General features: G+C 37.7%; 27 protein-coding genes. 6 read left to right on the top strand and 21 right to left on the bottom strand.

Annotation, left to right across the window (positions count from 1 at the left end; genetic code table 11):
- Positions 1-193 precede the first annotated feature (193 nt).
- The gene (locus PUND_RS16365; RefSeq protein WP_010389314.1) at positions 194-2,698 is read right to left on the bottom strand and encodes a S8 family serine peptidase; all 2,505 of its coding nucleotides are present in this window, start codon (positions 2,696-2,698) and stop codon (positions 194-196) included.
- A gap of 572 nt (positions 2,699-3,270) precedes the next feature.
- On the opposite strand from PUND_RS16365, the gene PUND_RS16360 reads away from it, so the two are divergent.
- The 4 genes from PUND_RS16360 to PUND_RS16345 are packed head-to-tail and all read left to right on the top strand — an operon-like array spanning position 3,271 to position 6,395.
- A complete protein-coding gene (locus PUND_RS16360) occupies positions 3,271-4,773 on the top strand; it encodes a curlin (RefSeq protein WP_010389315.1) in 1,503 nt (500 codons plus the stop codon).
- 40 nt (positions 4,774-4,813) lie between these two features.
- Entirely contained in the window at positions 4,814-5,206 is a 393-nt protein-coding gene (locus PUND_RS16355; RefSeq protein ID WP_010389316.1) for a curli production assembly/transport protein CsgE, read from the top strand.
- Complete coding sequence (locus tag PUND_RS16350) at positions 5,200-5,622, top strand: curli assembly protein CsgF (protein WP_010389317.1); 423 nt, start codon at positions 5,200-5,202, stop codon at positions 5,620-5,622. The genes PUND_RS16355 and PUND_RS16350 overlap by 7 nt, the downstream gene beginning before the upstream one ends.
- Complete coding sequence (locus PUND_RS16345; protein ID WP_010389319.1) at positions 5,622-6,395, top strand: CsgG/HfaB family protein; 774 nt, start codon at positions 5,622-5,624, stop codon at positions 6,393-6,395. The genes PUND_RS16350 and PUND_RS16345 overlap by 1 nt, the downstream gene beginning before the upstream one ends.
- Before the next feature lie 32 nt (positions 6,396-6,427).
- Here PUND_RS16345 and PUND_RS16340 read toward each other — a convergent pair whose 3' ends face one another.
- The 4 genes from PUND_RS16340 to PUND_RS16325 form a co-directional block, all read right to left on the bottom strand.
- The gene (locus PUND_RS16340; protein ID WP_010389322.1) at positions 6,428-7,117 is read right to left on the bottom strand and encodes a response regulator transcription factor; all 690 of its coding nucleotides are present in this window, start codon (positions 7,115-7,117) and stop codon (positions 6,428-6,430) included.
- Positions 7,118-7,227: 110 nt separating this feature from the next.
- Positions 7,228-8,730, bottom strand: coding sequence for an alpha,alpha-trehalase TreF (treF, locus tag PUND_RS16335; protein ID WP_010389324.1), 1,503 nt, complete (start codon positions 8,728-8,730; stop codon positions 7,228-7,230).
- A 15-nt stretch (positions 8,731-8,745) separates the two neighbouring features.
- Positions 8,746-9,984 (bottom strand): MFS transporter, encoded by a 1,239-nt coding sequence (locus PUND_RS16330; RefSeq protein WP_010389325.1) that lies wholly within the window; start codon positions 9,982-9,984, stop codon positions 8,746-8,748.
- A gap of 169 nt (positions 9,985-10,153) precedes the next feature.
- Entirely contained in the window at positions 10,154-11,161 is a 1,008-nt protein-coding gene (locus PUND_RS16325) for a LacI family DNA-binding transcriptional regulator (protein WP_010389326.1), read from the bottom strand.
- 280 nt (positions 11,162-11,441) lie between these two features.
- On the opposite strand from PUND_RS16325, the gene PUND_RS16320 reads away from it, so the two are divergent.
- Positions 11,442-13,691 (top strand): TonB-dependent receptor, encoded by a 2,250-nt coding sequence (locus PUND_RS16320; RefSeq protein WP_010389327.1) that lies wholly within the window; start codon positions 11,442-11,444, stop codon positions 13,689-13,691.
- Positions 13,692-13,726: 35 nt separating this feature from the next.
- Here the strand turns inward: PUND_RS16320 and PUND_RS16315 are convergent, their stop codons facing one another.
- Genes PUND_RS16315 through PUND_RS16305 form a run of 3 tightly spaced genes read right to left on the bottom strand, consistent with a single transcriptional unit; the run spans position 13,727 to position 15,380 of the window.
- Positions 13,727-14,344 (bottom strand): GDSL-type esterase/lipase family protein, encoded by a 618-nt coding sequence (locus PUND_RS16315; RefSeq protein WP_010389329.1) that lies wholly within the window; start codon positions 14,342-14,344, stop codon positions 13,727-13,729.
- A complete protein-coding gene (locus tag PUND_RS16310) occupies positions 14,344-14,868 on the bottom strand; it encodes a DsrE family protein (protein WP_010389331.1) in 525 nt (174 codons plus the stop codon). Before PUND_RS16310 ends, PUND_RS16315 begins: the two co-directional genes overlap by 1 nt.
- 47 nt (positions 14,869-14,915) lie before the next feature.
- Complete coding sequence (locus PUND_RS16305) at positions 14,916-15,380, bottom strand: flavodoxin family protein (RefSeq protein ID WP_010389334.1); 465 nt, start codon at positions 15,378-15,380, stop codon at positions 14,916-14,918.
- 98 nt (positions 15,381-15,478) lie between these two features.
- Here PUND_RS16305 and soxR point away from each other — a divergent pair, with 98 nt between their 5' ends.
- Positions 15,479-15,937, top strand: coding sequence for a redox-sensitive transcriptional activator SoxR (gene soxR, locus PUND_RS16300; protein WP_010389335.1), 459 nt, complete (start codon positions 15,479-15,481; stop codon positions 15,935-15,937).
- A gap of 13 nt (positions 15,938-15,950) precedes the next feature.
- On the opposite strand, the gene PUND_RS16295 is transcribed toward soxR, so the two are convergent.
- The 13 genes from PUND_RS16295 to PUND_RS16235 all read right to left on the bottom strand — a co-directional run bounded on the left by PUND_RS16295 (position 15,951) and on the right by PUND_RS16235 (position 24,923).
- Positions 15,951-17,117, bottom strand: coding sequence for a lipase family protein (locus PUND_RS16295; RefSeq protein ID WP_010389336.1), 1,167 nt, complete (start codon positions 17,115-17,117; stop codon positions 15,951-15,953).
- Between the two features lie 27 nt (positions 17,118-17,144).
- On the bottom strand, positions 17,145-17,546 hold the full coding sequence (locus PUND_RS16290; RefSeq protein ID WP_240539531.1) for a DUF6795 domain-containing protein: 402 nt from the start codon (positions 17,544-17,546) through the stop codon (positions 17,145-17,147).
- Between the two features lie 133 nt (positions 17,547-17,679).
- Positions 17,680-18,189, bottom strand: coding sequence for a DUF6795 domain-containing protein (locus PUND_RS16285; RefSeq protein ID WP_010389338.1), 510 nt, complete (start codon positions 18,187-18,189; stop codon positions 17,680-17,682).
- Between the two features lie 179 nt (positions 18,190-18,368).
- On the bottom strand, positions 18,369-19,154 hold the full coding sequence (locus PUND_RS16280) for a hypothetical protein (protein WP_010389339.1): 786 nt from the start codon (positions 19,152-19,154) through the stop codon (positions 18,369-18,371).
- A gap of 60 nt (positions 19,155-19,214) precedes the next feature.
- The gene (locus PUND_RS16275) at positions 19,215-19,481 is read right to left on the bottom strand and encodes a hypothetical protein (RefSeq protein WP_010389341.1); all 267 of its coding nucleotides are present in this window, start codon (positions 19,479-19,481) and stop codon (positions 19,215-19,217) included.
- Positions 19,482-19,582: 101 nt separating this feature from the next.
- Positions 19,583-20,167, bottom strand: a complete 585-nt coding sequence (locus tag PUND_RS16270; RefSeq protein WP_010389346.1) for an SEL1-like repeat protein — start codon at positions 20,165-20,167, stop codon at positions 19,583-19,585.
- A 2-nt stretch (positions 20,168-20,169) separates the two neighbouring features.
- Positions 20,170-20,934 (bottom strand): ChaN family lipoprotein, encoded by a 765-nt coding sequence (locus PUND_RS16265; RefSeq protein WP_010389347.1) that lies wholly within the window; start codon positions 20,932-20,934, stop codon positions 20,170-20,172.
- A gap of 253 nt (positions 20,935-21,187) precedes the next feature.
- Positions 21,188-21,667 carry a hypothetical protein gene (locus PUND_RS16260; RefSeq protein ID WP_010389348.1) on the bottom strand — a complete coding sequence of 160 codons (480 nt, stop codon included), beginning with the start codon at positions 21,665-21,667 and terminating at the stop codon, positions 21,188-21,190.
- Complete coding sequence (locus PUND_RS16255; RefSeq protein WP_010389349.1) at positions 21,667-21,969, bottom strand: hypothetical protein; 303 nt, start codon at positions 21,967-21,969, stop codon at positions 21,667-21,669. Before PUND_RS16255 ends, PUND_RS16260 begins: the two co-directional genes overlap by 1 nt.
- 297 nt (positions 21,970-22,266) lie before the next feature.
- On the bottom strand, positions 22,267-22,866 hold the full coding sequence (locus PUND_RS16250) for a hypothetical protein (protein ID WP_010389350.1): 600 nt from the start codon (positions 22,864-22,866) through the stop codon (positions 22,267-22,269).
- Between the two features lie 107 nt (positions 22,867-22,973).
- Complete coding sequence (locus PUND_RS16245; protein WP_010389351.1) at positions 22,974-23,561, bottom strand: SEL1-like repeat protein; 588 nt, start codon at positions 23,559-23,561, stop codon at positions 22,974-22,976.
- The gene (locus PUND_RS16240; protein WP_010389352.1) at positions 23,555-24,328 is read right to left on the bottom strand and encodes a ChaN family lipoprotein; all 774 of its coding nucleotides are present in this window, start codon (positions 24,326-24,328) and stop codon (positions 23,555-23,557) included. Before PUND_RS16240 ends, PUND_RS16245 begins: the two co-directional genes overlap by 7 nt.
- 118 nt (positions 24,329-24,446) lie before the next feature.
- The gene (locus tag PUND_RS16235) at positions 24,447-24,923 is read right to left on the bottom strand and encodes a hypothetical protein (protein ID WP_010389354.1); all 477 of its coding nucleotides are present in this window, start codon (positions 24,921-24,923) and stop codon (positions 24,447-24,449) included.
- Positions 24,924-24,936 lie beyond the last annotated feature (13 nt).

Below are 24,936 nucleotides of genomic sequence, written 5' to 3'. Positions count from 1 at the left end.
GTAAATATCAAGTAAATAAAGTGCAATTAATGAACAAAAAAAGTATTAATTAACTAATTAATAATATAAGACTAGTTATTTATACGTATAAAAATCCATTCATATACTAAGCTCAAATAAATGACACTTATCAATCGAGCATAAAAAAGCCCAGAAAACTGGGCTTGGTTTACATTAGGAATGTATGTTCTGTTTAATTAAATGAAACCGTAATAATATTCGAGCATACGTTTTCAGAAACACATAACTGATAGTCGTATGCAGGTAATGTTGCGTTACGAACGTAGTCACGGTAACGACCATTGTCTGATACGGTGCCTACTAGTTCACCATTTCGGTATAAGCTAAGTGACTCAGCACCCACTTCTTCCCAGTTTAACTCTACACGCATAGTATCAAGACGTGACTTATTAGCGCGTTTTAGACTCAACTCAATTTCAACATCACTTACAACAACTGTTTGTGTGAATGTATCTGAGTTGTTTTCACTATCTGTTACAGTTAGTTCAACTTCATAACTACCTGATTCAGCGTAGGCATGAACAGGGTTTGCATCAGTTGAAGTTGCACCGTCACCAAAGTCCCAGCTCCACTGTGAAATATCATCATTTGCATCACGACTTGTATCTACAAATGTGGCTGTAAGGCCTTGCGTATCAACATCAAAACCAGCGCGAGGAGGTTGTGGGCTTACTTCACCAATAGCACTAAATGTAAGTGACCAACCATTTATTGTGCCGGTATCTGAGCCTGCAGTATCTTCAACATGAAGTGTCCAATCACCTGTTGCAACTTCCCCGTTAAATGCACTTGAAGTAAATGCTTTAACAATATCATCTTGACTACCGCCCTCATTGCTTTGCAGTGTCACTTCATTACCTTGCGCTGAAATAAGTGTAAGTACTAAATCACCTGACCAAGTATGCGAAATGTCTACATCAGCAGTGGTACCAAAAATAGTTAAATCATCGGCCACTGTTATGACAGAGCTTGCACCTTCCGGAGAATTATCTGGAATCGCAACACTTTCATCACTAGTGTAAGTAAAGTCATTCAAACCTGCAGGTTGCAACATTAAGCTTACTGTTTGCTCTTTAACTTGCTCGTCTGTTGTCGCGGTTACAGTAAAGTCATAATTCCCCCACTGAGTTTCGCTATTAGTTGCCACTGTAAGTACAACTTCATCACCTGGACGAGCAGTAGTTGCGCTTAGTGATGCATCAGCAAGATCAGCAGCCAAAGCCAGTGAAACATCGCCATCCCATTGTGCAATTGAACCAATCGTAAAGGTATAAGTGACTGTATCACCTACAGTTGCTTGCTGAGAAACAGGCGATACAGATAATTTAAACCCAGGAGTTGGATCAGCATCAATCAGTGCTTGGTTTATATTTAGGCGTGTACCTGCAACCGTTTTACCATTTAATGCCGCATTAGCATCACCACTAGACATAAGTAATTCTTTAAGCTCTAGTGTTGTTAAATCAGGATTAACTGACAGTACAAGTGCAGCAGCACCGGCTACATGTGGCGTTGCCATTGATGTACCAGAGTAACTTGCATAGCCGCCACCAGGAATGGTTGATAAAATCGCACTACCTGGCGCGCCCATATCAACACTGGTTAAACCCCATTGTGAAAAACCAGACATATTGTCGCGACTATCTGTGCTTGCAATAGATAATACATTATCATTTTCATAATTAGATGGGTAATGAGGGTTTACATCGTTGTCTACCGCATCATTACCAGCAGCAGCTACAAATAAAATATCAGCTTCTTCACTGGCAGTAATCGCATCAGCAAGTGCTTGGCTATAACCACCACCGCCCCAGCTATTGTTTAATACACGAAGGTTAACACCTGAGTTTTTAAGGCCTACCATGTAGTCAATACATTTAATAGCGCCAGATGTAGAACCTGTACCATCTGCAGCTAAAAACTTACAACCTGCAATAGATACATCATGGTTTACACCTACAATTCCCACACCATTGTTACCACTGGCACCAATTGTACCTGATACATGTGTACCGTGGCCTTCGTCATCCATTGGGTCGCCAGCATCGGTAATCGCGTTAATACCGTGCACGTCATCAACATAACCGTTACCATCATTATCGATACCATCGCCAGCAATTTCACCGCTATTTACCCACACATTCGCAGCTAAATCAGGATGACTATAATCTACACCGGTATCAATAACACCTACAACAACATCACGGCTACCAGTTGAAATTGACCATGCTTCTGGTGCATCAATATCAGCATCAGCAGTGCCACCAGTTTGGCCTTCATTATTTAAGCCCCATAAATCTTCAAAGCGAGGATCGTTTGGTGTTGCTGCAATGCTCACACGATAGTCAGGCTCAACATACTCAATGGCTTGATGAGATTTTAAGCGCTCAATAGCTTCTTTAGCACTCATTCCAGATATTTTAAATTTAGCAAGGCGACCAGAAAATAACGAAGTGAAGTTATCATCAACTTCATCGCTGTTTAAATCTGATATTTTTGCTTTAACTAACGAACGAGCTTGCTTACGCATTTCTGGCGAAGCATTCTTTTTATATTTAACAATAATCGAGTCACTGCTCGCGGTTACTTTTTGAGTTGTACTGTTAGCATCAGGTAATTTAGCTGCAGCTAAACAAGGTAAAAGTGCAAGTGTAATAATAGATAATTTTGTTTTCATCATTTTATCCGTAATAAAGTTAACTTAGCTTTACTAAGTAGAAAATTTACGTCTAAGAATTTAAGAAATCACGTGGCAAGCTTTAAGAAAACGGCTAAATAACGACTAACTCAAGTAAAAAAAGCAAAACAAGGTACAAAACCATCATTTTTAACTAGAAATATAGCGATAAAAACATAAAAAACATCCATTTTAATGAGCAAACCCCATAAACTTTAACATGCCATTAACCCATTATTTTTTACTAGATTTTACTGTAAATTTAATTAAACCCCAAAATAACACTTCAAGACATTGAAAATAAAGCACTTTAAATACCATTAAAAAAGATGATTCAAAATAAGTTCATTGAAGAATACAGTGATTGAGCAGTTATGAATTAGGTAACGGTAAATTTACTTATTAAGTACAAAAAGCCGGTTTCTACTTTCATAATTAAAAAGCACCTTACGTTTAAGAATAAAAAAGTTAATCACACATTATCACAGCACGGCATGCTGTAACGACAAACACCTTATTAAAACTCAATAAATAATCAAGGTGTTTAATTTTGTATTTCAAGGAGAATAATAATGAGACTAAATAAGTCAATTCTTAGCTGTGCTATTGCAATAGCAATGGGATCAAGCTTTGCTGTTCACGCCAACACGGCAGATAAAAATGTATCGACCTCACCTTTAAGCGCACAAGTTTCAATTCAAAGTGATTCAAACTCAATTACTTTAGAGCAAGTCCTTAACAATAATACTGCGGTGCTCATGCAAGACGGTGACAGTAACACCATGATTGTAGAAACCGTTGGTGAAAACAATACAAATGAAGTCACCCAATTACAGTTTGGCAATTACACTAAAGTAACGACCGTTGGCGACAATAACGATCAAGCCTATTTTCAAGATGGTACTGCAAATGGCGCATTAACAGAGGTTACAGGTAATAATAATAATGTTTACGTTAGCCAAAACGGTCAAGGCTTTTTAGTTAACAACGAAGCTATTAATATTGTAACTGGCGATGATAACTACGTTGAAGTAGAGCAAGGCTCTGGTGGACATTGGTTTTACAACATGGACATGCAAGGCAATGCCAATGAAATTACTGCTTTTCAAAGCGGTGAATGGAGTGAAGCCGAAGTATCAATGCTAACCGGTGATGATAATTTAATATACCTTAGCCAAGCGGGCTTCTGGAACACATTTAAAGTTACTTCGCTACAAGGCAATGATAACGAAATTGATGTTGTGCAAGAAGGTGACAGAAATGCGGTCACTTTTAATAATATTTCAGGTGATGTTAATGAAATTCTCGTTGAGCAAGAAGGTAATACAAATGCGGTTGCCTTCACTGATGTAGTCGGCAGTGAAAACAGCATTGATATCGACCAAGAAGGTACTGATAACGTAGCCGATTCGGCTTTGTTCGAAGGCCAAGGTAATGAAGTTGAAATTACCCAAGTTGATACTGAGAACATGGTTACTGCAGAACTTATTGGTGACAATAATGAGTTAAAAGCAAACCAAAATGGTGCATCTAACGAAGCATACATGGGTGTATTAGGCTCAAATAACGAATTTGATATTAATCAAATGGGAAATTTAAATTCAGCGCATTTAGCTAACTTTAATGGCTCAGACAATGACGTTAATCTAACTCAAGCCGGTGATGAGAATGCAATTTTAGTTCAGTCTTCTTACCCGAATATGGCATTAACATCTAACAATAATGATATCGATATTAACCAAACTGGTAATCAGAACGAGGCAATCGTAACTCTTGCTGGTATCTTAGATAGTAACTCAAACCAAATTGATATTGCCCAAAATGGCGACATCAACCTTGTGGATATGATGGTTGAAGGAAATGGTCATAGCGTTGATATTTCACAAGAAGGTATTGGAAACTGGGTTATTGGAACTGATGATTCAGCATTTTTACTCGGTGGTGAAAATGTAGCATTTAATGTTACTCAAACTGGTAATGATAATATTGTTGAAGGCGCTGTTATTGGTTTTAATAGCACTGTTTCTGTTACTCAATTGGGTGATGGCAATACAACAACAATTACACAAATGTAATTGATAAATGAGAGGGAGATTGACTCTCCCTTTTTTCTTTATGATAAAAACAAAACACACCTACTTACTTGCCGTTTTACTCTTTTGTTCACCAGTGGTAACGGCTGCTGATGACCTAGAGATAGATGGTTTATTGCTCGATCGTAGTATTAGTCGCTTTGGTCATCAGTTTTATTACGAATTTTCTAATTACTGGCGAGATCTCCCCTCTACCGCTGGCTTTAATATAGAGATTAAAGAAACCGTCATTCCAAAAGCAGGTACGAAATTAACCTTAATAATGAATAATCAAGTTGTTTATGCAACATACTTAGGGCGAAGACTAGAGCCACTTGATGAACGTGTAGAACAAGCTGTTTACACAGTTATAGACGCCATGGCGCGTTCCAATATGAAAGTCTCCTCTCCTGATATGGCATTAAATGGATGGTAAAAATGAAAAAAATAGCATTAACAATAATAACAACTTTAAGCTTTTCAGTCTCCGCTACTGAAATTATTTATACCCCTATTAACCCGAGCTTTGGCGGTAATCCACTCAATGCCAATATGTTACTTAGTAAGGCACAAGCACAAAATAAACATAGAGCACCGGTTGTCGAAAAAGGATACGCTGAGCAATTTCAAGACTCATTAGAGCGAACATACTTAAACCGTATGGTTAGAGAAATAACAGATATGGCCTTTGGCGAAAATATTGAAGACAGTATTTTTAACCAAGACTCTATATTTATGAGTGGTGATTATCAAATAGAAGTCATCACCAGCACAACCGACACAATCACTGTAAAAATAACAAACATAATTGATGACTCTGTGGTGATCATTGAAGTTCCGAGGTTTGGATAATGTATAAAGTAATTATAATAACAATCGCTCTTTCTCTTAGTGGTTGCTCTACTATGGGTAATTTAATTCCTCCGTCAAAACAAAGTGCGGTAACGTTAGAGCCAACAGATGTTTTTTCTGATTTAAAAAGCTTACCTAAACCTGCGGGTAGCATTCCAGTTTCGGTTTATTCATTTCGCGATCAAACCGGTCAATATAAACCACAGACTAATGTTAGCTCGTTTTCAACGGCCGTCACTCAAGGTGCAAACTCTATTCTAGTGCAAGCATTACATGAGTCTGACTGGTTTACGCCGGTTGAACGTGAGGGTTTGCAAAATATTTTGACTGAACGAAAAATTATTAGAGCGGCACAAGCGACTAACCCTAGTCAAGGCGAGCTACCGCCATTAACCACCGCTAAAATTATTTTAGAAGGTGGCATTATTAGCTACGATACCAATGTAAAAACTGGCGGATTAGGGATGGAATACTTTGGTATTGGTGCCTCTGAGCTATATCGTGAAGATGCAATCTCAATTTATTTGCGCGCAGTCGATGTAAGAACTGGGCAAGTACTGTTATCAGTAGCCACCAGCAAAAAAGTATTGAGCCAAGAAATGCGAGCAGGCTTCTTTAGATATGTTAGTTACAAACGTTTAGCCGAAGCCGAAGCTGGATTTAGTGATAACGAACCTATGAGTATTTGCGTGACACAAGCCATAGAAAAAGCGCTTACTGATTTAATTACTAAAGGCATAGATCGAGGACTTTGGGCTAAAAAACAAGCTTAAAAAATAAAAGGCTATACATATAGCCTTTTCATTTAATTATCTAATGGAAGTAATACCGAAATATAGCGCTGTGCCCAATTTGCAAGCTCTATACGGTTACGCGATTGAGTCTTTTTAAACGCACTATAAAGGTGGGTTTTCACTGTGTGATCACTAATATTGAGTTTGTTCGCTATTTTATCGTTACTCGCACCCTGCGCTATTAATTGAATTACCGATTTTTCGCGTTTAGTTAAGTTTTCGTAATCCGATTTACTAAGTACTATGTCGTCGTGCAATAAATTGTGAGATGAGGCTGCATTTAATATATCTTTGAATGCACCAGAAATCACTTTACGAGTAAACCATAGCTCGCCATCGGTTATTCTTACAAGCGCTTTAAAAATATCCTCTGCAGCATCTGAGCTATAAAAAACACCATTGAAGTGGTTTAATAATAAGTTTTTCTCACATACAGCACTTGATTCAACATTAAATAAAATCACCTTATGTTGCTTAGCTAAACAAATTAATTCGGCAGGGATCAATGAGTGCCAATCTTTATCAGCACCATCGATGAGGAACAACTCAACATTATCTCGTTGCCCAATTTTAGGAAGCGCATCATCCATTTTAATATCTTTAAACAATACATTTAACGTATTTAAAACAGTAGTGTAGCTAGCTGCATAAGCAGAAGATTTAAACGTTGTTTTGATAAATGCACACTTCTTATTTAACATAAAATTCATCCTTGAAACGTTTATGTCACATTACCTAAATTAACTACAAAACACAATGCTCTTTTGGTATACCTTAGTAGTGGATTACTCTGTAAAGCAGTTAAGGCAAATCAATCTTTAGTAAGCATATAAAAGCGCGATGTTACACCGTTAGTCCAACCAAATCCTTGTTGTACTTGATATTCCCCCCCGCTGGCTTTTTTTTGCGGTGTGCATACATTATATTTTTCGAGCAAGCATTTATTTTCAATAAAATCTTGTTCTACCATTGTTAGCCAGTTTTTCATTATGCGTGTAGCTAATTGTTCAATACCATAATTACGCAAGCCTTTTACCGCAAACCATTGTAATGGAGCCCAGCCATTCGGGCTGTCCCATTGCTGTGGAGTATCAACAACAGTGGTTACAATGCCGCCTGCTTTTAAAAACTGCTCGCTCAATACGTTTGCAACCAGTTCAGCTTGCTGTTGCGAGGCTAAATTAACAAAAAGCGCGGTACTTGCCGCTGCACTTAAAATAGCAGACGGCTTAGATAGCTTATGATTATAATCAACAAAAAAACGCTTCTCATTGCTCCAAAGATATTGATTAATAAGCGACTTTCTTTTTACAGCATAGTTGCTGTACGTTTGTGATTGTTGCTCATTGCCAAGCAATTTAAAACATTCACTAAGCTGATTTTCTAAATTGTACAGTAGGCAATTTAGATCTATAGGTACAATATCTGTCGTTTGAATTGAGCTTAGTAAGTTTGACTCGGCTAACCAGCGCGAGCTAAAGTCCCACCCAGATTCGCACGCAGCACGAATATTACGATAAAACTCAGGTTTTTTATCATCACTAAACCTTGATGCAAGCGCTAAGTCTTCTCTTAATGACTCTGCGCGAGGAGCCGCCTCATCATCCCAATAGCGATTTAATACCCCACCACATGGCATTGTTACTGCGCGTTTTACACTTGTTTGCGCATCATCGAGTGTACCTGCTCCTTGCATCCAAAATGCGTGCTCTTTTATTAAAGCTTCAACACACAATTTAAGCCAAGCTAAATTATGTGTTTTACTGTGTGTGTGCTGCCATAAAAGCTCAACCATCAGCGCTAAAATAGGCGGTTGTGAACGCGATAAATAATAACTGCGGTTACCATTGGGAATGCAGCCGTAATCGTTAATTAAGTCTATGAAGTTTTGTAGCATATCTTCTACTACATCACTTTTATCTGCATCAATTAAACCCAGCGCAGTAAAGTAACTATCCCAATAATAAATCTCTTGAAAACGTCCACCAGGTACAATATAGCTGTGCTTTAAAGCGAGTAAAGAATTAGCTTTGGGTATATCGGCTTCACGTCGAAGGCCGCTCCACAGTGAGTTTATGTAGCCTTTTACACTGGTGGTATTTGCAGCCCCTTTCATTGTTAATAAAGGCGTTGTTATAAAATGCGCATCAACAAAGTCTCTTAATTGAGTTTTATCAAGGGGTGCTATTTGCTCATACTGTATACAGGCACTTTGCCAATCAACACGCGCGGTTGCATCAGCAAACGTTTTACAGTCGCTAAATATGTGCTGTGTTTGTACATCTTTAAATAATTGGCTATTAAAAAAACTCATAACTGTCCTAATCTATTAACTATTGACTGCGTGTTGTGAAATGGCATGGGTGCGTTTTTTAAAAATAATCACGCTAATAAAAATTAAACTAATGGGCACAAGTGAAAGATAAAAAGCATGCTGGCCACTAAAGTGCTCAAATACATACCCGGTTATCACCGACCCTGTGGTGCCACCAAGTGCTGAAAACACAACGATTAACCCTGTCATTGCAGCATGTTGATGCTTTTGAAGCGCACTGAGCATGACTGAGTTGAGTACCGGATAAATGGGCGCCATAAAAAAGCCAATTAATGGCAAAACAAACGCCGCCAGAGGCGCATCAAATAAACTATTCACCTCGCTTTTAGGTAAGTTTTCCGTTAGTGGTAAGGTAATAATGATCAACGCAGCCATAGCAACTAAACAACAGCTAAGTACTACAAACCAATGAATATGCTTTAATACTTGGCCCGCCACTAAGCGGCCTAAAGCAAGAGCTGCGGCAAAAATACTCGCTAGTTGAATACTAATAGCTACTGGTAATTGCAAAACTTGATTATTAAATGTAGGCAACCAAGTCCCTACCCCTTGCTCGATTAACACATACAAAAATGCACTAATAATAAAAATCAGCACTAACGGTTGATAGGTAAGTTTGAGCATAGCAATAAAGTCATTCCAACCCGAGTTGCTTTTTTGACCTTTAATAGCAGGCTTTATTGGTGCTATTACGACACTGATAATCACCAAAAGCGTAAGCGCTGCTAATACGTAATAAACGTTCAACCAGGCATTGCTATCAACAGGTTCTATAAATGCGGTGAATACCCAATAGCCACTTAATACACCCACCATAAAAATGCCTTCTATGGTGTTCAGTAATGATGAGTGACTATTTGCATCCTCAGTCACTTGGCCAATAATTGAATAAACCGACACCTTAACGACCGCAAAACCACAACCCACAGCAGCAAATAACACTTTAAACATGTAAAAGTCACTTATTACAGCCGTACTCAAACACGCTATAGCGACAACTATCAGTGCTAGCAGCATTGCAAGCTTGTAGCCTAAACGTGGTATAAATGAAGCAACAACAAATGACATTATTGCAATAGATAAGTCTTTAAACCCCTCTAAAACCGACGCTTCGGTTTTGCTTACTCCTAGTGTGTTTATAGACTGCAAAATAACAGTGCCTACGCTATTTAATAATATTGCGAAAATAAAATAGCTTGCAGCAATTGCCAGTGTGATTTTTATTTTACTCATTGCGTGCCTCGTTTATAGCGACATACGCCATAACGTTTGTAAAGCAAATTACCCATAGCTGGTAAATTACCGTGTGTGTTAGTCAGTGAATCCTGAGTTTAGAGTAGAATAAACACCATTGCAATCGTTTGCATTTTAAATTTAACAATTAATATACATGCATACTAGATTAACGTTTGCTTGACTGGCGAGTAATTAACTCTATATCAATAACTTGTGATTCGACTTTTTCACCTGAAAACTGCTGTATTAACTTTTTAACTAACAAAGTCGCAGCAAATTGGGTGTTTTGTTTAATTGTAGAAAGTGAAGGATGGCTAATATCAGCCATGGCAATGTCATCAAATCCAACCAGTGCCACATCGTTAGGAATACTCACGTAGCGCTCTTTCAGCGCTTTCATCGCCCCCAGTGCAACCATGTCACTACAGGCCATAATCGCATCAAAATACAACCCTTTTTCACGTAATAACTGGTTAATTGCTTGATACGCAGAGCGACTGGTAAGATCAATGGATATAACATGCTGCTCAAGTTTATGGGTAGAAAGTGCAGCGGCGTAACCACGATGCCTTTCACTAATTTCACCATGCTCAGGATCGCCTAAAAATAAAATATTTTTAGCACCGTGTTCTATTAAATGAGCCGTCGCTTGCATTCCTCCTAAGTAGTTATCACTGCCGACAATAGGATAATTGCTTTGTGTTTTTGGATCCCCCCATACAACTAAAGGAATACCTGCATCGGCAGCCGCTTCTATATTAGTTTGGTTTTTTCCTTGCCCCACAACAATAATACCGTCTGCTCGGCGGCCATTAATAAAGTAATTAGCCCAGTCATCTTGCGCCATAATAGAGTTAGATAACAACAACTCTAACCCCTGTTGATTAAGCGCAAGGTTAATTTCGCTCACTACCTTGAGTAAAAATGGATCGCTGATTGATTGCTCGGTTTGCTCATCAAGATTAATAATGACGGCAACAACATTGGTCTTTTGCGTACGCAAACGGCTAGCCGCCGTGTTAAGGCTAAAATTATGTTTTTTTGCAAGCTGCTGAAGCTTGTCGCGGGTTTCTTGCTTAATGAGCGGGTTATTATTCAGCGCGCGCGAAACCGTTGAGGTAGACACCCCAGCAAGCTTTGCTAAATCAGCTAATTTAATTTTTTTATTATTCATAAAACCCTAAACGCTCCACTGCGGCTGTTGCTATATCTAACTTACTGACAATATAGCATTATTATTTTTTACTGGCTTGCCCATTAACTTAAAAATTACGCTCTTGTGTAATTACGCTCAATAAAACAACAGCCCTTATTAATAAATAATTTACAAATAAATATTGCAAACGTTTGCATTTATCTCTAGAGTTTCAATTTATACAGCCTGTTTACATTAAAATTTAATCAATCTCGCTGTAATACACACTGTTTAACACACTAAAAACGGGATCTCACACATGAAATTCAATAAAGCAAAAAGCATGCTAGCCTCTGCAATTACTTTAGCCCTAAGCACACACGCTGCTCTTGCAGCAGAACAAGCAAAAGAAAAAAAAGTTGAGCGAATTGTCGTTTCTGGTACCCCCGCAGGTGTTGGGATCAGAAAGATTGATGCCAGCTACGCTGTAACAAATATTGATTCATCACAAATTATAAAATTATCACCTAAAAGTACTGCTGACTTATTTAAAGCCGTTCCCGGTGTGTGGGTTGAAAGCTCTGGCGGTGAGTCTGGTGCCAACGTATTTGTGCGTGGGTTTCCAGGAGGTGGTGATGCGCCATTTTTAACACTCAGTATTGAAGGCTCGCCAGTTTACCCCGCGCCTACTCTTTCATTTTTAGAAAACTCATCGTTATTTAGAATCGATGAAACGATTGAAACCATGGAAGCACTGCGAGGTGGTCCTAATCCTGTGCTATCCAATGGTCAGCCTGGTTTAACAACCAACTTTAGGTTAAAACGTGGCAGTGAAGATACTCAAGGCTTGTTTAAATACACCACCTCAGATTACGACTTACAGCGTGTTGATGCTGTAGTAAGTGGTGAAATAACTGACGACCTATATTTTATGGTAGGCGGCTATGTTAAAAGCTCACCGGGTATTCGTGATGCAGGCTTTACTTCTGAAAAAGGCAGCCAATTTACAATTAACATTACTAAAGAGTTAGACAATGGCGAGCTTAACTTTTATACCCGTCAAACAGACGATCATGGCGCATGGTACTTACCAACACCACTCAATGTTAATGGCATTGATGCTGAATATACCCAACTTGGCACACTAAACCGTCAAGCGACGATTTTTACCGGCCCAAATGCGCAAGCACACGACATTGACCTAGGTGATGGCCGAGGATGGGATGGCCATGTATCCGGCGGTAGTATTAAACTTGAATTTGATAATGGCTGGCAATTTATTGATCGCTTCAATATTACCAAAGGCGATGCCAATACATTTGGCCTAGTACCTAATGGTTCAGCAACAACCGTTGGTGAAGTTGCCGACAATGGCCAAACGGCATTCGGTGCAGTGACTAACACCGAATATGCTAGTGATACCGCGATTCAGCAACTGGGTCGCTGGGTAGTATTAAAAGAAATAAGCTCGTTTACTAACGACTTAGCCCTTTCAAAGCAATTTGGCGATTTATCGGCCACTTTTGGTTATTACACCGCAAGCACATCTGCGAGTGATTGGTGGAGCTTAGGTAATACGGCGTATCACGTGCTGGAAGCCGGTGGTGAATTATTAAATGGTATTGAATGTAACCAAAACACTGACGGGTGTGGTTTTAATTACGATATTAGCTCAACAGGCGATGCCCGCACCAATGCCCTTTACTTTACAAGCCAATATAAATTTGCAGATGGATTTACGCTTGATTTAGGTGTACGTAAAGAAAACCATGATGTGCAGTACAGTGTTGATGAAGACCTTGACGGTATTATCACTAAAACTGTTGATTACGATGAAAGTAAAACCTCATGGACAACTGGTCTAAACTATTCAATTAATGACGACATGGGCGTGTTTGCACGTGTTAACCGTGGTTATAAAATGCCATATTTTGATGACTTTAGAGATAATTTTGGCGCATACCAAGGGGGTGAAAAACTAATTAAAGAAGTAACGCAAGGTGAACTAGGTTACAAGCTTATTTCAGACTCTACCGACTTCTACGCCACCTTTTTTGTCAATGAAGTAAAAGGCGATACCTTTGTAAGTCGCCCGGGTGTGCCGGCTGAAATTTTAACGAACGAAGCGTATGGTGTTGAACTTGATTACAACTTTAATCATGAATCTGGCTTTTCTGTTAATTTAAATACCACATTGCAACAAACCGAAATCACTGAAAGTCCGGAAAATAAAGGCAATGAAGCACAGCGCCAGCCTAAATGGCAAGTACGCGTAACACCAAGCTATGACTTTGAAGTAGACGGCATGTACGCCACACTCTATGGTACTTTGTCAGCAGTAGATGACCGCTTTGGTAATAATGAAAACACCGTAACACTTGATGGCTACGAAAAAGTTGACTTAGGTTTAATTATTGAACCAATGGAAGGCATTAAACTGCAATTAGCCATAGATAACCTAACCGACGAGCAAGGCATCACTGAAGGCGACCCACGCAATGCCGACGCCCCCAATGGCCGTTACATTATGCCGCGTACAACACGCTTAAGTGTTAGTTACGCATTTTAATACACTCCTTAAGCAATAAATTAAAGCCGCGGTGATTAATACACGGCGGCTTTTTTTATTATAGGTGTCAAACTATTAGCAAGCTCTTTATGCGCACTAACGGGTAAGTGTATGCCCTCTTTATTGCAAGATTGTATCAGCGGATAACAATCTAAAAATACACACGTGTGACGATCAGCGACAGCTTTGAACTCAATGGATAATTGTTCAGCTTTTATACCTGCACCTGCGTAAATACTTTTATAACTTCCAACCTCATAAACCTCTGGCGGGCTTATAATGATTATCTTTGGTATTGTTTTACAGTGATAAAAGGCTTTAATGGCTAAAATTAACTCCTCAAGCGCTTTGCCAATATCGATAGCAGACAGTGCAAAACGTGCTTTTAAATCATTAGTACCGAGTTGAATAATAACAACATCAACAGTGTGCGCTTCCAGATACGGTTTTAAATATTTAATGCCCGATTTATCTCCCATAAACGGGGGGTTCTTGACTAAAGTACGATTAGGCTCCCCGGCTTCAATCACTTCAAAGCCGGTGCCCAACTGCTGCTTTAATAAAGTAGGCCAGCGTTCAATTTCGCTCAACCGTTTGCCATCAACAGGAGAAATACCAAAGGTATTGGAATCACCAAAACATAATATATTCATTAAAACGGATTCAATGTATAGCCTTGTTGCTGTAACTGGGCGTGGGCTGTCATCGCTGAAAGCGCCATTTTCACCCCAGGTATAAGCTGATCTGCTGCTACCTTCATATGCATTGCCGACTGCCCGCATACATATACCTGCGTGTTATTAGCAAGCAGCTGTTTAATTAAAGATTCGGTTTTGTTATCTTTTTCAAACCGAGCTTTATAATCACTGTTTTTCAGTACATCAACGCTGGCTCCACCGTGTACCACCAGCGCAAGCTGAATATTTCCTGGTTTTACGCCGTGAGCCACATGCATATTAATAAATCGCGCTAACGAATTAATATGATTATTTTGCACGCCCTTTTCAGCGCCTTTACCTACATCAAAAGCTATCTTGAACTGTGCTTGGTTTAAATCAGACACATGCTCGGGCACATTATAAAAATAACCATAGTCTTTAATAACAGGCGCAGGCTCTGCTGCAAGAGTACTAAAGCTAGCCAAAAGTAAGCTTGAGCCAATAAGTAACGTTTTCATACATCATCCTTTTTACTTTTTGTTTAGCCTAACGCTATTTAACGTGATTAACTAGCCTGAACATGTGAATGTGCTTTGAAAGTCATTCCTAAATAATTAAAGGTATGTTTAAACATATCGATAAATGCGTCTGGCGCAGAGGGAGATGCAGCATTAGACAACAGTGAAAACTGTTTTTGACGTAAAGTTCTAAGCTTCGGTTTTAACGCCTCATCATCCATGTAATCTGTGATCCTATCTATAAATGCTTTCATTTTTGGCGTGGTGTTATACCAGTACACAGGCGATGCGAACACCCAATGTTCGTAACGAAGTAACACTTCAAACAAATTATAAAAATCATCATTGTGATACTGCTTATCGTAGCGATAAGGTGAAATAACATAATCATCTAAGCAAAAAACAATGCCGCTTTGTTGCTTACTATAGGCATTAACTTGCGCGGTAGTATTGCCATTTTTACGTCCACTTGAATATATGATTGCGATATTGTGTGCTGATTTTTCTTGCATTGGGTTAGCTCCTTTTCTTATGATGGAGCAAAGCTTAAAACCTCAAGTTAAGTTCAGGTCAATAAGAAATAATTTAATTTTTAAAAGGAATTAAAGTGATGGCGGTACAAAAAAAGCTTACTGAAGCCAACTTAACGGTTGGGTTTGTCGCTAAACGCAGTGGCGTTAAGGTATCTACACTGCACTTTTACGAAAATAAAGGGCTAATACGCAGTTGGCGAAACAGTGGCAATCAACGACGCTTTAAACCAGATGTACTAAGGCGAGTAGCAGTTATAAAAGCAGCACAAGCGATGGGGATCACGCTCGAAGAAATTAAACAAACTCTGGCAACGTTACCAGAGCAGCGTACGCCAACACAAAAAGACTGGTCTGCACTTTCAAAACAATGGCAAAAGAAACTTGATGAGCGTATTGCTTATATGCAACGTTTACGTGAACGGGTTGATGGCTGTATAGGCTGTGGGTGTTTATCAATGAGTAAGTGCCCTATTTATAACAAAGACGACCACTTAGGTGAAACCCAAAGTGGTGCTATTTTGTTAGAGCGAGATTAAGGCTGATAAAACCTTAATCTAAACCATTTAAGCCTTCTCGTGCAGCGCGATATAATGCCCCTAGAGTTGAATCAAATACCGATTTAATAAAACTGTAAGTCAGCTCTACGGCTTTACTAATAACTTTGCCAGCAAACACTAACATGTGCCCGAGTAAACCTAAGGTTTGTGTTGCAAATGAAGCTGACGCTTTGGCTATTTTATCAAGCGTTCGCGCGAGCATATCGTAAAAAGTTAAACCTGTACCTATGGCTGCTTGCGCCGCAACAGCACTGTAGTAGCCCGAATCTTTTAATAAGGTAACTAACGCAGCGCCAAGTTTATCTGCCCAATGCGAACTAAATGAAGCTTGATTTCTGTCTTCAAACTTCAAACGTACCGGCGTGCTTAAAAAGTGGTTTGCTTTTACAGTTAAATTACCCCAATCATTACTGTTTGCAGTATTAACATAGCCTGGCGTACCACTTAACTTGTGTGCTGCGCCTTTAAGGCCCTGACCATTATCAAGACGAATTTCTTGGCCATTGTAGGGCGCATGTGAAAATGGCCACAAAGGCACTTTTGTAACTGGATCAGCGCCGTGTGTACAGCGGTATATTTTATCAATACGAGAGGTGGCAGCCCGTGAAAAGTTATCAAGCCCCACTCTTGGTGAGCCGAACGTATATAATTTAACCGGCAACGAATACTCTGCTTTTATCCAATCGGCTGAAAGCGTAGCCAATGCCCCACCTAAACTATGACCAACAATGTGCACACAGCCGGTCATTTTATCTCTTATATTTGCAGCAACGAACTCTTGTAGTGCAGGTTTCATACTATAAAAGGTTTTATTAAACCCAGCATGTACCATACTTCCGTTAGAGCCACCGCTTAACCCAAAATGTGCATCTGTTAGGCCATCTCTAAGAGAAGCCGTCCCACGAATTGTGATTACTGAATCACCTTGAAATGAATTTTTACCGTGTGCAACAAGGCCAAACCCAGTACTTAAACCAAATAAATGAGAGAAAAACCCGCCTGACACACCTTGTATGGATTTATTATTGATAGAAAAATCAAACTGATCTCGTAAGGATGCGTGCAATAACCCATTTAATAATTTTGTATTTTTTAATTCTTTAGCATCATAAGCAAGTGATGCTAATTGGACTGCCTGAGTAGGTGTTAACGTATTCATTTTAAATCCTTTTATTGGTTTTAAATGTTAGAGCTTGCAGGTGGTAAAAACTGCAAATGTATGCTGCTTATTATCTTTAGCGGCTATATCAAATGTTTCTGGCTCATTTGCGATATCACAAATCAAATTACTTAAGTATTTGGTTAGCGTATCTTTATGCTCATAAGGAAATAGCCTAACTGCCCAAATAGTAACTTCCTTTGCATTCTCATCTAATGTGTATATGTGTTGTATAACAGATTCGTTGTCGAACATGTTTGATGGCTTTGATGTTTTGATAACTTTTTTAGGGAAAGAAAAACGACCATCACTGCTTGTTGTTACTTCATCAATATATTCATCGCCATAATTTAGTCTACGAAATACCTTTTTACCAGCAACAGGCTGCTCATCAAAAAGCAAGCGCCCTTCAACTGGAGCTGATAACACAAAATCTTCCTTACTAAAAAAACTAAACATATTTGCAAAAACCTGTGTTGTAGTAAATAAAATTAGAATAGCCACAACTACAATGAGTAATGGCAACTTAAACCGCTCCATCAAAAATATAATCTCCAATAAATCAAATGCATGCACCATATACCGTAAAGAAGTGCTCTGGCGCTTCTTCTATAGGTATGTCGTATGTTTGTGGGTCTTTGGCAATATCACACTCTAAGTCAGCGAGTAAGCTTTTTAGGGTATCACTCCCATCGTGCATAGACACGGTTATGTACCAAAGAACAACGCCCTCAGGCGTACCATTTTCTAAATAAACATGTTGAACCAGTGATTCATTATCAAACATGTTTGCAGGCTTACTCGTTTTTATATATTTTTCTATGAAGGTAAAAAAACCATTATCATCGGTTATTGCTTCATCTTTATATTCATCACCATAAGTAAGTGCACGTACAACCTTAGCATTTGCAACAGGCTGCCCTTTATCTAATAATTGCCCCTTCATCGGAGCCGATAAAACAAAATCCTGCTTATTAAAAAAACCAAATATATCTGCATAAGCCTGTGTTGTAGTAAAAATAATAGCAATAGATACAATTACCAAAATGTGAGCTTTAAAACGTGATAACAAAATATACAAGCTCCCAACTATTAAACTCAAAATACACGTGTCGTATTGCTATTTAATGACGTTTTAGACTCTTAACTATCAGCGTTAATGAAATTGCCCATTTCAACTAAAATTTATTCTAATTGGGTACAAAGCGCACTGCAAGCATTTAGAGCAAAAAACAAGCAATAAATCATTCCCTAAAAAAACACTTCATAAACCAGCTTACATATAATGCTAAACCCAAGTCCCATCATTAATATATAGCCATATAAAATAGCAATAGCGCCACCCGATGCATCCCCTATTTTGTCTATTTCAATACATGTAGAGCACACTATAAAAAAGATAAAAAAATTAGCAATTAAGCCTAATATATAAGCTTCGGCAAATAGTGGGGAAATGCCTACTAATATAGCACTTAGCATAATAAGGATACCTGAAAGCGCCTCCTTCAAAGAGAACTTGTACTCAATAATTTTGAGCACTAAGGTCACGACCATTAATGCTAAAAAATAAACCGTAGGTTTAAACTGGCTATACAAATAATCCACACTAAACATTTGGCTAATCGTCAATGAGGGCTCTTTAGCTGGGCTTAAATCTTCTGTTATCGCGCTTGAAGCGTCATCGGTAAAAAAATACGCAGCTGCAACAATAATTAACTTTATCATTCCAAAAAAGATAAAACTGGCGACCATAAAGCCTATTGAATCGTCTCTGGTCAATCGCTTGTTTGCTTTGCTTTCTACAATTTTAGCTAGCAATACACCCAATAAGCACACACTCCCTAAATAAAGCAGCGCGACCCAAAACTTATCAAGATAAAAAACCGATAGGCCAGGGGCGATAAATAAAAACATTGAATCTTCATTATCTAACGAGCTTTTGGGCTTAACACTGTATTTTGACTGTTTAAAAAGTGCTAAATAAACAAATAATGGCTGTAAAAACAGCATTAAAATGCAGGTGTTTATAAGAGTCATTTATCATCCTTGATTACAGCCAACACACTGCGCCGAGAGTATTGGCAATTACGAAACTAATTAAAGGTTTATTTTTTGCAGGTAGGTTTTAAGCTTTAATAAGCCCGACTCAAGCTCAAATTTTTGTATTTTAGGGTTTTTAAACTTAAACCCGTTTGATATGTGAGTATTGATCATCGTCGCCATGCCTTCAAAACCCGCAGGCGCAGTTGCAACTAAATCGCTCAGTAATGGCTGAATAAGCTCTTGATGCTCTTCAATTTTGGTTGGATCCTCGTAAATATCGTATACAAGGTTGGTTAGTGTTTGTTGGTGTTGTTGTTCCATAATAATTCTATAACGCCTTAATTTGGCGTTTATAGCTCCTTTTTATTTCAATGAAATCTGTCATGTGAATATCAAAGTATCAATTTTACTAAAATTGCATTTTATTGTTCTGAGTCAATAAATATTCCTGCTTCTCGTATTTGTTTTTTTAATATAGCTTCTTTATTTTCTTTATAATTACTTTCATCTAAAAAGCGTTTCTGTTTAGCTGCGTTTTCAAAATCACCTAACTTTGTATATATCAAATATAGAGCTTCATGGGTTCTGATTACTCTCATTTTCTCTTCTTCAATACCTTGGTTTTCATTTAAGTATTGACTATATAAAGCAATCGATTTATGTAGGTTTTTAGTAACAAAACGCCCAGACTCATATGCAAAAGCCAATGCTAAGATTCCATCAGGATCACCATTTTCAGCATGTAATTGAGCCTCCGTGATATAACGGCTTCCATCACTTGTATGTAAACCTATAACTTCTAGCGCCTGCCAATATCCCATTTCGTATGCTTTTTCGCACCATTTTTCAAGCTGTCTAGGCGCATACATCAGGCTTTTTTGGCATTGAAGTATCACGGTGTTTTTGGATAACTTAGGATCATTAATATCATGCTTTGGAAATAAAGTTCCAGCAAATGAGTCGAAACATAATATAAGTACAAAAAAAGTATAAATTAACTTTTTCACTACTATATACCTTTTACTATCGAGGTATTTTCAGGCAGGTGTACTTGATAAGATTTTACTGCAGTTTGAAATGGAAAACCTTCTCGTGAAAAATATTGCTTTTTAAGATTACCCTTTTCATCAGAATAACCCTCACAACTTCTTTGTGAGTAACAAGCAGTACCACCAATAAAGTCAATAAATCTAAGTTTTAGCGTGCCTTCCATTTTCACAAGTGTATCAAGACCTTCTTGATATTTAGTTGATCTAACAGCATGCCAACGATGCATAAAAGCAACAACGCGATTTTGATTAGTTTGATTTAAAATATTACTTATATTTTGAGCCCAAACCATATTTCTAATGGTGTGACTATTAAAACAATTACCTGCTAATGAATTATCATAATCACACGATTTATCAATAACCTCCATCTCATCCAAAGTCAAATCAAGTGCAATTATTTTTAAGCCTACTTCCCGAGCGGCTTTAACCAGCTCGCCATATGCTTTAGGAACTAAATAACCCCAAGCCCAATTATCATTAAAATATTGCTGAATTACATTAAACCCTTTACCTGTTCGTTGATAAAACTCTATTTTTTCTTGCATAGAACGAGGTAACATTTCAATTGCAAAATGGGTAAAGCCAGCTGTTTTAAGTTGCCTAAGTGCTTTTATGGCTTCATATTTGTAGATTGCGGGATTGTGGCTTGATTCGCCTAACATAACTAAACGCGCATTACCGGCCATAGTTCTGTAATTTACATCCATGTTTATTTTATTCATTACCTATCCTAGTTTTTATTTAAATTTTCAAAACACCATCTATAAAATTCAATAGCGTTATTATTCTCAGAGCTGTGGAGCAACTGCATATTCATAGCTCATTGCAAATAAAAGCTATTGTGTAGTGAAGTTACATTCTTCACTTTTTGAATAACATTCCTTAACTCCACGCCATAATGGCATTACGCGGCTAACATACCCGTCGCCCTATTTTTATCTATGTTCCTTTGCATTTCAGCAAAGCTATACAGCCTTACTTTTTCTTCCTTTTATTTCCTTTAGCCATTTCTTTTTCAACAGCGGCCCGAGCGTCTTTTATATCCTTAAAAAAATTATATTGATATTTAATTAAGCCTTGGTATTTATTTCCCTTAATTAGATAAAAAGACAGCAGCATAAAGGCTATATTAGTAACTGTAGCTATATGATAACCACTTCCCTCTAAAATTATAAATGATGGTAAGCAAATCAAAGCTAAAAATAGAGCATAGTATTTCAATATCTTTGCACATAGAAAAGAGCCTTGACTAACTTTAAAGTTAAAAAAGCAAAACATAATTCCAACGGAAAACAAAATGCCCAACAGCCACTCTGGACTTGTATCAAAGTACTGTGTTAACAATGTCATGCCTGAATAAACCGTTCCTATAAGTAAGATGATTGTTACTAATAAGAACCTACGTAAAAGCTTCCATGGGGCGAATAATAAAAACACCTCATCGTTTTTAAACACTATAAACTTCCCAACAAGCAAAGAAGTATAAATATTAATACAGGGGCTACTTTAAAAAGCAGTTGAGGAAAATAGCTTGCTTGACCCCATGTAACAAAATACCTATCTTCTTTTGGTAATTCTGACACAACTCGCAGGTAAACAATCATATATGTTATTGAGCCAATCAGCCAAAGTGCTACACCACCTAATTGAGATAATGCAACAGAATATAGCGAAGCAGGAAATGGCAATAAAAATGAGATTACATATACAAGTGCATAAAATTCCACTTTATTTTTTTGCTTATCACTAAAAAACAAATCATTCCCTCTATATTAGCTAGCTTAGATAAGCGCATCGACTTACATATTTCATTACAACTTTAATCTTATAGTTATCTATGCGTGTTGAGTGTGGTTACTCAAAACTGCGTAAACACATACATCAATACAAAACACCTTTCGAGCTTAAGCAACTTATCTTCAACTCAGCCTCTGCGATAGTTGAGGTTGACCTGTAGAATGCTCATCACCATACAAAATGCACGCCGAACGAAACGCTATATAAAGTGGTAGTACTTTGTTTACTAAACTGCAAAATCAGAATGGGTGTCTAGTCTATTCATTCAATGATTTATTCTTAATCAAAATTTCTTTTTTAGCTAACTTTATCAAATCAACAGCTCGTTCTTTATCATAAGCTAAAGGACTGTGGTCAATAACATATTGTGCATGCTCATTTACTGCAAGCCAATCCTGCTGCGATTCATATAAGTTTGCTAACTTAAAGTGCGCAGCCGCAACTAACGAATTTGGCAATTCTGCATCTAATGCTAAAAATTCTTTGTAAAGGGCAATAGCATAATTAATATCTTGCTCCACAAACATACCACTGCCATATAACCAAGCTAAAGTTGAATAAGCTTTTGGCTCTTTTGCCGCAACCCGCTTTTTGGCCTCCTTTAATAATCGAGTTCCATCTCCATTATGAAGGCTTAGTGTAACCAGTGCCTTCCAGTATCCCATTTCATAAGCTTTTTCACACCACTCTTCGAGATACTCAGGCGCGTTAATTAAGCTTTTATGGCACTGCTCTGCGGCAGCTAATACAGTCAAATCTGGAGCATTTATATCTATTGAATTATCCCATCGAGGGCCAGCAGCATTACTAATTAAGCTAAAAATAAACAGTGTACTAATTAATAAATACTTTATCACGTCACATTGCTCTACTTTAAATTGATTCTGACTGCGCCTAGGTAACACTCTGAATAACAACTTTAATTATATTGCTTGCGTTTCTAAAGCTAAATACAAGTGTAAACTCACAAATTACTTTCTTTCAAATATGTTTCAGCCTCATCTCGCCATCTCTGTGCAAGTTCCCTACGACCTTCTCTTTTTGCCTTATCAATTACATATTGAGTATGAGTTATTACTTTATCCCACATACCCAGCTTTCTATAAATTGTAGCTAACTCAAAATGTGTAGAAGTTTTAAGTGTAATTGCTTGATTATTTTCTTGTGCTAAATAAAGCTTGTATAAGCGTATAGCTTCACTTAAATCCTTTTTAACTAAACGGCCGCTTTGGTATAACCAAGCTAATGTGTTAATAGCATTAGCTTCACCTTGTTCAATTCGAGTATTTAATTCATCTAAATAACGAGAACCATCCCCAGTATACATACCAATATAATACAAGGACTCCAAGTGACCCATTTCGTAAGCTTTTTCACACCATTCTTCTAATTTGTTAGGTGCATGCATATAGCTTTTTTCGCATTGCTTAGCTGCAATTTCAACGGTTAAGTTCGGATCATTAATATCAATATTCGCAAACATAGATGCTTTAACATCCGTAAAAGTAAAAAAACTAATTGCTAACACAAGTGTCACTAGTGCTTTTACCATTGGAATGATCCATCATTATTAATACGCTTTTCTGGTAGGTGGACTTGAAATGATTTAACCGTACTTTCATACGGAAAGCCCTCTTTGTAGAAGTATTGTCCTTTCAAAGTCTCTTGTTGGCTAGACATTCCCTTACACGGCCTGTCGCTGTAACAAGATAAGCCACCAATAAAATCAATAAAACGAACATTTTGAATACCGTGCTCTTTAATTAAAGAATCAACACCTATTTGATACTTTAAATTCTTAACTGCGTGCCATCGACTCATAAAAGCAACAATTTTATTCTGCTTAGATCTCTTGAGGATTGTAGCTAAATTGTAAGCCCAAAGATCGTTTCTAAACGTATGCGCATCAAAACATTCTCCAGTCACGGCTTTTGTCGATGGGCATACACTGTCCATTACTTCCATCGTTTCTACAGAAACATCCAATGCAACTATCTTCATTCCTGCATTACGTGCCGCCTTTACCAGCTCACCATAGGCCTGAGGAGTAAAATCACCATGTGTCCAATATTTATCAAAATATTGCTGTATTATATTAAAGCCTTTACCTGTTCGTTGATAAAATTCTATTTTTTCCTGCATCGAGCTAGGCAGCATTTCTATAGCAAAATGTGTAAAACCCGCAGCCTTTAACTGCCTAATCGCTTTTATAGCTTCATATTTATAGCCGGCAGCACTATGGCTCGATTCGCCCAGCATAACTAAACGCGCATTGCCCGCCATTGTTCTGTAATTTACATCCGTGTTTATTTTATTCATTTTATTTCCATATAAGTTTATTTAAATTATATAATTACCGCACAGTATAGTGTTCAACTACTGGGAGTTTAGGTTTTCTGTTTATTTTTAGTTAAAAAAACCAGAACGTATACCACCTTTATTTAATACCATCTATTTCTTTCAGCACATTTAATAAAAGATCATTACCATTTTTAGAGATGAAATTTGCATGTATATATATTCTATCCTTTTCACTGAAATATATTTCACTGTTTGATATCTGTGTTAAATAGCTTTTAACTAATTTTGATTCGTTGCTATTGAGGCTTCTAAAGAGCGTTGAACCTTCCAATCTACCTCTATTTTTTAAAGCAAAAAAAGCTGAAAGATTTGCCATAAAATGTGTCAAATCTTCTTTATTTACCTCTAAAGACTCCAAAAACTTTAGAAAAGCTTTATCGAAAACTTCAGCGTTGCCATTACCCGATCTTAAAAAAGATTCAACATGCCCGCCAAGGTTTGCACCATGATTATGCTGGTCAAAATCGGGAGTTCTTACAAAATAGTTTTTTTCTCCACGAAAAAAGCTATTTGTCTCATTTTTTTTTATCGAAACTTCAAATAAATTTGTCATGTAAAATCTCTTA

Source organism: Pseudoalteromonas undina, from assembly GCF_000238275.3.
Lineage (GTDB): Bacteria > Pseudomonadota > Gammaproteobacteria > Enterobacterales > Alteromonadaceae > Pseudoalteromonas > Pseudoalteromonas undina.
This window is presented reverse-complemented; position numbering and strand designations above follow the sequence as displayed.